Source organism: Rathayibacter sp. AY1H3 (assembly GCF_002932015.1).
In genome coordinates this window covers 1-7,508 of the sequence record NZ_PSUU01000076.1, presented here as the reverse complement: position 1 = coordinate 7,508, position 7,508 = coordinate 1, and the positions used below count along the sequence as shown (strand labels likewise).

The window sequence follows — 7,508 nt, the reverse complement described above, 5'->3', positions numbered from 1 at the left end:
GGCGCCTCGCGCTGGCCCTCGCGGCGCTCGGCGTCGTCTTCGCGCTCGTGCTCGCGGGAGTGCAGGGAGCGCGGGGCGGCGGCGGGGTCGGGCGTCTGAGCGGCGGTCCGCTCCTCCGTGTTCGTCATGACTCCCATTGTCCTCCTCCGCACGGCCGCGGGGGCCGCCACGGGCCGGGCGGGGGAGGAGGACGGGGAGTCGGCGTCGGGGAGGAACGTCAGGACGCGTCCTTCACCATCCCGCGGACCGAGAGCTGGACGACCAGCGGCCGGTGGTCGCTCCCGGCGTCGCGGTCGTCGACGACCTGGTAGCCCGAGACCTCCCAGCGTCCGGAGAAGAGGACGTGGTCGATCGGGGCGCCGAGCGCGGGCGGGACCGAGGACGGCCAGGTGCCCAGGGCGGCGCCGCCCGCGACGGTCCCCGCGTCGCGGCAGCCGCCCAGCATGGCCGAGCCCGGCAGCCCGGTCCAGTGGTCGACCGTGGAGTTCAGATCGCCGAGGACCACGACGTCCTCCTCCGCGGAGCAGAGCGCGGAGACCGAGAGCAGATCGCTCCGCCACTCCGCGAGGCGCGAGGGGATCGGCGCCATGGTGTGCACCGCGGCGAGGACGGGGCGCTCGGGAGTGTCGGGGCGTGCGACGAGGGACGGTGTCGATCCGGTGACGACCGCGGCGGTGTCGACGCTGTAGCCGCCGAGCGAGGGGGAGAGCAGCAGGGCCGCCCCGTCGTCGGCGCCCGACCCGGCGTAGTGGAGGGTCATCGACATCCCCTGGGCGCTGAGCGCGTTCACGACGTCCTGCGCGTGCGTCTGCGAGACCTCGAGGAGGGCGATGCCGTCGACCGCGCTCTCCCGGGCGAGCGAGGCGATCGTGTCGACGGGCACGCCGTCGTGCAGCACGTTCCAGGTCGCGAGGCGCACGTCGGCGAGGCGGTGGGCGCGCGGAGCGGCGGAGTCGTAGCCCCGCGCTCCCTGCACTCCCGCGAGCACGAGCGCGAAGACGACGCCGAGCGCCGCGAGGGCCAGCGCGAGGCGCCTGACCGGAGCGACGAGGACCGCGATCACGACCAGGACAGCGGCGAGCCCGACGGCCGCCGCGCCCGTCGCGAGCCGGAACGGCACCAGCTGGGCGAAGGGGGCCTCCCGGGCGATCCCGAAGAAGCCGGGCGCCGCGACCACCAGCAGAGCGATCGCCACGCTCACCGCCACCGCGGTCTTCACCAGTCTCGTCCCCATCGCCGCCCAGGCTACTAGGGCATCGGAGGGCTCGCAGGCGGCGCGTCTACGATGAGCGCATGCATGTCGACGGGGGCCGTTACGACCTCCACACCCACTCCGTCGTCTCCGACGGCACCGAGACTCCGGCCGTCCTGGTGCGGGCCGCGGCCGCGGCCGGGCTCGCCGGAGTGGCGCTCACCGACCACGACACGACCGGCGGCTGGGCCGAAGCGCTCGCCGCGGCCGAGGAGGCGGGCATCGACCTGCTGCCCGGCATGGAGCTCTCCTCCCGCGTCGGCTGGGCCAGCGTCCACGTCCTCGCGTACCTCGTCGATCCGGCGGATCCGGGGCTCGTGGCCGAGACCGCGCGCATCCGCTCGGCCCGCACGCACCGCGCGGAGGCGATCGTCACCGCGATCGCGGCCGACTACGACCTCACCTGGGACGACGTCCTCGCCCAGACCAGCCCGGGCACGACCATCGGGCGTCCGCACATCGCCGACGCGCTCGTCGCCCGCGGCCTGGCCACCGACCGCTCCGCGGCCTTCGCGGGGATCCTCGACTGGCGCGGCGGCTACTACCGCCCGCACTACGCGCCCGACCCGGTCGACGCCGTGCGCCTGGTCCGCGCGGCGGGCGGGGTCCCGGTCATCGCGCACCCGGCCGCGAGCGCCCGCGGGATCGCGGTCGAGTCGATCCTCCCGCAGCTCGTCGACGCCGGCCTGTTCGGCCTCGAGGTCGAGCACCGCGAGAACACGGCCGACGGCAAGCGCCGCCTGCGCGAGCTCGCCGAGCAGTACTCGCTCGTCACCACGGGCTCGAGCGACTACCACGGCACGGGCAAGCCCAACCGCCTGGGCGAGAACACGACTGCGCGCGCGACCGTCGACTCGATCCGCTCCTCCGCCCGCTGAGTCGCGGAGAGCCGCTGACAGGCGGAGAGCCGCCGGATCACCGTGACCGCTGAGGGGCGGAGAGCCGCTGAGTCGCGTGGGGACCCCGCTGAGTCGCGGGAGAGCCGCTGAGACGCCGAGAGCCCGCCCTCCCGCGACGGATCGCGGGGGGACGGGCTCGGGGCGCGGAGGCTCAGGCCTGCGCGTCGGGGCGCGGGGAGCGGCGGCGCGACCGGGTGCGGCGGCGCGGCTCGCTGTTGCCGTCGTGGTGCTCCTTGCTCTCGCTCGAGGGAGCGGGGCCGGTCTGCTGCGGAGCGGTCGAGTCGGCGGAGTCGGAGCGGGTGCGGCGACGCGGCGGCCGGTCGCCCCGCTCGGAGCGCTCGCCGCGGTCGGAGCGCTCGCCCCGGTCCGGGCGCGCGTCGGCCTTCGCCTCGGCGGGGATCGGGGTCGGCTTCAGCCGTCCCTTGGTTCCCGCGGGGATGTCGAGGTCGGTGTAGAGGTGCGGCGACGACGAGTAGGTCTCGACCGGGTCGGGCTGGCCGAACTCCAGCGCCCGGTTGATGAGGGCCCATTTGTGCAGGTCCTCCCAGTCGACGAAGGTCACCGCGATGCCGGTCTTGCCCGCGCGCCCGGTGCGGCCGACGCGGTGCAGGTAGGTCTGGTCGTCGTCCGGGATCGTGTGGTTGATCACGTGGGTGACGTCGTTCACGTCGATGCCGCGCGCGGCGACGTCGGTGGCGATCAGGATGTCCTTCTTGCCGGCCTTGAACGCCGCCATCGCGCGCTCGCGCTGCTCCTGGTTGAGGTCTCCGTGCACAGCCGCCGCGTTGAAGCCGCGGTCGTTGAGCTCCTCGACGATGCGGGCGGCGGCGCGCTTCGTGCGGGTGAAGATGACGGTCTTGCCGCGGCCCTCGGACTGCAGGATGCGCGCGATGACCTCGTCCTTGTCGAGCGAGTGCGCCCGGTAGACGATGTGCTTGATGTTCGCCTGCGTGATGCCCTCGTCGGGGTCGGTCGCGCGGATGTGGATGGGCTTGTTCATGAAGCGGCGCGCGAGCGCGACGATCGCGCCCGGCATCGTCGCCGAGAAGAGCATGGTGTGGCGGGTGGGCGGCGTCTGCGCGAACAGCTTCTCGATGTCCGAGAGGAAGCCCAGGTCGAGCATCTTGTCGGCCTCGTCGAGGACCATCACCTGCACGTTGGCGAGCGAGAGCAGGCGCTGCCCGGCGAGGTCGAGGAGCCGGCCGGGCGTGCCGACGACGATCTGCGCGCCGGCCTTCAGCTGCTCGATCTGGCCCTCGTAGGCCTTGCCGCCGTAGATCGAGACGATCTTGGTCGGCCGGTTGGAGGCGGCCAGCTCGATGTCCTCGGTGACCTGCACGGCGAGCTCGCGGGTCGGGACGACGATGAGCGCCTTGACGCCCGGCTCCGGGTCGGTGCCGAGGGCCTGGATGAGGGGGAGGCCGAAGCCGAAGGTCTTGCCGGTGCCGGTCTTGGCCTGGCCGATGATGTCCTGCTTCTGCAGGGCCAGGGGGATCGTCTGCTCCTGGATGGGGAACGGCTCGAGGATGCCCTTGGCGGCGAGTGCGGCGACGATGTCGTCGTCGATGTTCAGATCGGAGAAAGTCACGGAGTGAAGCGCCTGTCGTGTCGAACGGTCTACGCCCCTGTACGACTCCGGGCGCAGGGTCACCGATCCAGCGCCGGTGACATCCCGGCGAGTCTACTGCTCCCGGCCCCGCCGGCCCCGGAACCCCGCTCCTCCGGCGCCCTATGCTGAGGAAATGGCTGCCTGGTTCCGACGTCGACGTCCCCTGCTCGAGGTGCCCCGCCTGACGCCCCGCGGGGAGTCGAGCCAGAAGCGCGACCGCGTCGACCTCGCCGACCTCACCCCCGAGGTGCTGCCCTACCTCGGCCAGGTCGCCTACCTCCAGCTCGCGGTGTTCGAGGTGCTGGCGCGCGCCGTCGCCGAGACCGACGACCTCGCGGACAAGGAGGCCATCTCCTCCGCCGCCGGCACGGCGCTCGCGAAGCACCACGCCGTCGTCGCCGAGCTGCGCCGCCGCGACGTGGAGCCCGGCGAGGCCATGGCGCCGTTCCGCCCCGCGATCGACACCTTCGAGCGGCTCACCCGCGGCGCGGACCTCCACGAGACGCTGCTCTCGGCGTACATCACGGCGGGCCTGCTCGACGACTTCTTCATCCGCCTCACCGGCGGGCTGCCCACCGACGTGGGGCCGCGCATCGCGCAGACGCTCGGCGCGGACACGGGCGTCGACGGCGTGATCGCGATCCTCCGCCGCGAGATCGCCGCGGACGGGCGCCTGGGCTCGCGCCTGGCCGTCTGGGGCCGCCGCCTGGTGGGCGACACCCTCCTCGTGGCGCGCTCCGCGCTGATGGGGTCGGGCAACCACGACTCCGACGAGTCGCGGATCGAGCCGGTGTTCACCGAGCTCATCGCCTCGCACACGCGCCGGATGGACGCGCTGGGGCTCACGGCCTGACGGTTCCCGGCGTCGCACTGCCCCGGAATCCGGAACGACGGAGGCGCGGAAGTCCGAGGACTCCCGCGCCTCCGGCTCGGATCAGGGGGCGACGCGTCCCGAGAGCATCGCCTGCAGGGAGGCCTCGTCGCGGCGGGCGCGGCTGCGCCCGAGCGAGAGGCCGACCGGGACGACGACCACGGCGGTCGCGACGAGGGACAGGACCCAGATCAGGCCGCCGTCCCACGGCAGGCCCGCCCAGGTCAGTGCGACCCAGACGACTGCGGCGACGAGGCCGCCGATCGCCGGGACCAGCACGGAGCCGTGCAGGTGCCGGTGCGGCAGCCCGTAGCGCGCGGCGAGACCGATCAGGACCCCGAACAGGGTGATGAAGAGGAGCTCCACGACGTGTCCGCCCGGGACGCTCTAGGCGACGAAGCCGACGCGGCGCGACTCCTCGGAGCCGACCTCGACGAAGGCGATGGTGGCGGTCGGGACGATGTAGATCTTGCCCTTCTCGTCGCGGAGGCGGAGGACGGCGGTGCCGGCCTCGAGAGCGGTGGTCACCGTCTTCTCGACCTCGGTCACGGACATCGACGACTCGAAGTTGAGCTCGCGCGGGGTGTTGACCATTCCAATACGGATTTCCACCAGCAGTGCCTTTCGGGAGGGGACGAGGGTGTCAGGATACGGGACCGCGCTCGGACGACCGCGCCGGTTTCGCGGTGAGCGGAGCGGGCGGCCGGGGCTCCCGGCGGGGACGGGCGGGAGTGTCGGACCCGGTGGCTACCGTGGTCGTGTGACCGCTCCCGCGACCCCCGCTCCCTCCACCGCAGCCTCCGTCGGCGAGGCGCTCCCGGGCGAGCCCGCGGTCGTGCTGGACGACTCCCAGCGCGCGGTGCTCGCGCTGCCCGAGGGCCGCAGCGCCGCCGTGCTCGGGGCGCCGGGGACGGGCAAGACCACGACGGTCGTCGAGCTGGTCGCCGAGCGCGTCCTCGAGCGGGGGTACCCGCCCGAGTCGGTCGTGGTGCTCGCGGCCAGCCGCACCGCCGCCACCGCCCTGCGCGACGTGCTCGCCCTGCGGCTGGGAGTGCCGACCCGGGGCCCGCTCGCCCGGACCGCGACCTCGCTCGCGTTCGAGGCGGTCACCTCCTCCGCTAAGGAGCGCGGCCTCGAGCGGCCGACCCTCCTGACCGGCGGCGAGCAGGACGCCCTCCTCTCGGAGCTCGTCGAGGGCCACCTCGAGGAGGGGACCGGCCCGCGGTGGCCGGAGGAGTTCAGCCCCGAGGTGCTGCGGCTGCGGACCTTCCGGACCGAGCTCCGCGAGTTCGGGATGCGGGCGACCGAGCACGGGCTCGACTCGGACGCGATCCGCGCCCTCGGGATCGACGCGGAGCGCGGCGAGTGGAGCGCGGCGGCCGACGTACTCGACGAGCTGCGCGAGGTGGTCGAGTGGATGGCGCCCCAGGCGGGCACCCGTCTGGACGCGGCGGAGTTCGCGGCCTACGCGGCCGAGGCGATCCGCGCGGGCGAGGGCGGCGAGCGGATCGACGCGCTGCGTCTGGTCGTCGTCGACGACCTCCAGGAGGCGAGCGAGTCGACGCTCGTGCTGCTGCGGGCGCTGACGGAGCGCGGGGTGACCGTGATCGCGCTGGGCGACCCGGACGTGGCGACCAGCGCCTACCGCGGTGCGGCCTCCGACACGCTCGGCCGGTTCGCCGCGAGCATCGGCGCGTCCGACGTCGAGACGCTGGTGCTCGCGCGCGTGCACCGCCACTCGGCCGCGCTGCGGGCGGTCGTGTCGGCGGCCACCGAGCGGATCGGCACCGCGGCGGCCGGCCGGCAGCGGGCGGCGGTCGCGGCTCCGGCCCCCGACGCGGGCCCGGCACCCGTCCTGGTGCTGCACGCCCCGACGGCGGCGCGCGAGGCGGCGACGGTGGCGCGGCTGCTGCGCGAGCGGCGGCTGCGCGACGGAGTGGCGTGGCGGCGGATGGCGGTCGTCGTCCGCTCCGGAGCCGCGGTCCAGCCGCTGGTGAAGGCGCTCGCGGTGGCGGAGGTGCCGACCCGCTCCGTGCTCGCCGGACGGGCGCTGCGCGACGATCACGCGGCCCGGGCGCTGCTCGTGCTGGTCGGCGTCGCGATCGGCGAGCGGCCCCTGGACGCGGAGCTCGCGGCGGAGCTGCTGCTCGGCCCGTTCGGCGGGGTCGACCGGCTGGGGCTGCGCCGGCTCCGGCTCGCACTCCGGGCGGAGGAGCTCGCCGGCGGCGGCATCCGCGCGAGCGACCCGCTGCTGGTCGAGGCCCTCGCCGCGCCCGGCCGATTCGCGACCATCGACTCCGCTCCCGCCCGGCAGGCCGAGCGGCTGGCCGTGACGATCGACCGGGTCCGCCGCCTGCACGAGGAGGGGGGCTCGATCGAGGAGCTGCTGTGGTCGGCGTGGGAGTCCAGCCGCGTCGCGTCCTCCTGGCGCGAGCTCGCCCTCGGCACCGGCCTGACCGCCGCCGAGGCCAACCGCAACCTCGACGGCGTGGTCGCCCTCTTCAGCGCCGCGCGCCGGTTCGTGGAGCGGGCGACCGGGCACTCCGCGGTCGGCTTCGTCACCGAGATCCTCGAGGCGGAGGTCCCCGAGGACACGCTCGCTCCGCGCTCCGTCGAGGACGCGGTCCTCATCGGCACGCCCTCCTCCGTCGTCGGCCTGGAGTTCGACGTCGTGGTGGTGGCGCGGCTGCAGGACGGCGTCTGGCCCAACCTCCGCCAGCGCGGCTCGCTGCTCGATCCGGACGGCCTGCTGCGGCACGCCCGCGGCGAGGGCGGACTGCCGCTCGACGCCCGCAAGGCCACTCTCGACGACGAGCTCCGGATGTTCGCCCTGGCCGCCTCCCGCGCCCGGCGGCAGCTCGTGCTCAGCGCCGTCGC

At 74.6% G+C, this 7,508-nt stretch carries 7 protein-coding genes; 3 read left to right on the top strand and 4 right to left on the bottom strand.

Features of this window, described 5'->3' with window-relative positions; all coding sequences use genetic code 11:
* Window positions 1-217: 217 nt before the first annotated feature.
* Window positions 218-1,234: an endonuclease/exonuclease/phosphatase family protein gene (locus tag C5C33_RS17685; protein WP_146085823.1), complete on the bottom strand. Its 1,017-nt coding sequence runs from the start codon at window positions 1,232-1,234 to the stop codon at window positions 218-220.
* A 59-nt stretch (window positions 1,235-1,293) separates the two neighbouring features.
* Here C5C33_RS17685 and C5C33_RS17680 point away from each other — a divergent pair, with 59 nt between their 5' ends.
* A complete protein-coding gene (locus C5C33_RS17680; protein ID WP_104261756.1) occupies window positions 1,294-2,130 on the top strand; it encodes a PHP domain-containing protein in 837 nt (278 codons plus the stop codon).
* Window positions 2,131-2,302: 172 nt separating this feature from the next.
* Here C5C33_RS17680 and C5C33_RS17675 read toward each other — a convergent pair whose 3' ends face one another.
* Window positions 2,303-3,739, bottom strand: a complete 1,437-nt coding sequence (locus tag C5C33_RS17675; RefSeq protein WP_104224844.1) for a DEAD/DEAH box helicase — start codon at window positions 3,737-3,739, stop codon at window positions 2,303-2,305.
* A 154-nt stretch (window positions 3,740-3,893) separates the two neighbouring features.
* On the opposite strand from C5C33_RS17675, the gene C5C33_RS17670 reads away from it, so the two are divergent.
* Window positions 3,894-4,613: a ferritin-like fold-containing protein gene (locus C5C33_RS17670; RefSeq protein ID WP_104261755.1), complete on the top strand. Its 720-nt coding sequence runs from the start codon at window positions 3,894-3,896 to the stop codon at window positions 4,611-4,613.
* An 81-nt stretch (window positions 4,614-4,694) separates the two neighbouring features.
* On the opposite strand, the gene C5C33_RS17665 is transcribed toward C5C33_RS17670, so the two are convergent.
* Window positions 4,695-4,997, bottom strand: coding sequence for a hypothetical protein (locus C5C33_RS17665; protein WP_104226942.1), 303 nt, complete (start codon window positions 4,995-4,997; stop codon window positions 4,695-4,697).
* Between the two features lie 21 nt (window positions 4,998-5,018).
* Entirely contained in the window at window positions 5,019-5,243 is a 225-nt protein-coding gene (locus C5C33_RS17660) for a DUF3107 domain-containing protein (protein ID WP_104224841.1), read from the bottom strand.
* A gap of 148 nt (window positions 5,244-5,391) precedes the next feature.
* On the opposite strand from C5C33_RS17660, the gene C5C33_RS17655 reads away from it, so the two are divergent.
* A partial coding sequence (locus C5C33_RS17655) for a UvrD-helicase domain-containing protein (RefSeq protein WP_181136276.1) occupies window positions 5,392-7,508 on the top strand: 2,117 nt, incomplete at its 3' end.

What these genes read in the sequence shown, in the direction of transcription:
- C5C33_RS17670 (WP_104261755.1), top strand. Translation starts at nt 3,894, where the DNA reads ATGGCTGCCTGGTTCCGACGTCGACGTCCCCTGCTCGAGGTGCCCCGC.
- C5C33_RS17685 (WP_146085823.1), bottom strand. Translation starts at nt 1,234, where the DNA reads ATGGGGACGAGACTGGTGAAGACCGCGGTGGCGGTGAGCGTGGCGATC.
- C5C33_RS17680 (WP_104261756.1), top strand. Translation starts at nt 1,294, where the DNA reads ATGCATGTCGACGGGGGCCGTTACGACCTCCACACCCACTCCGTCGTC.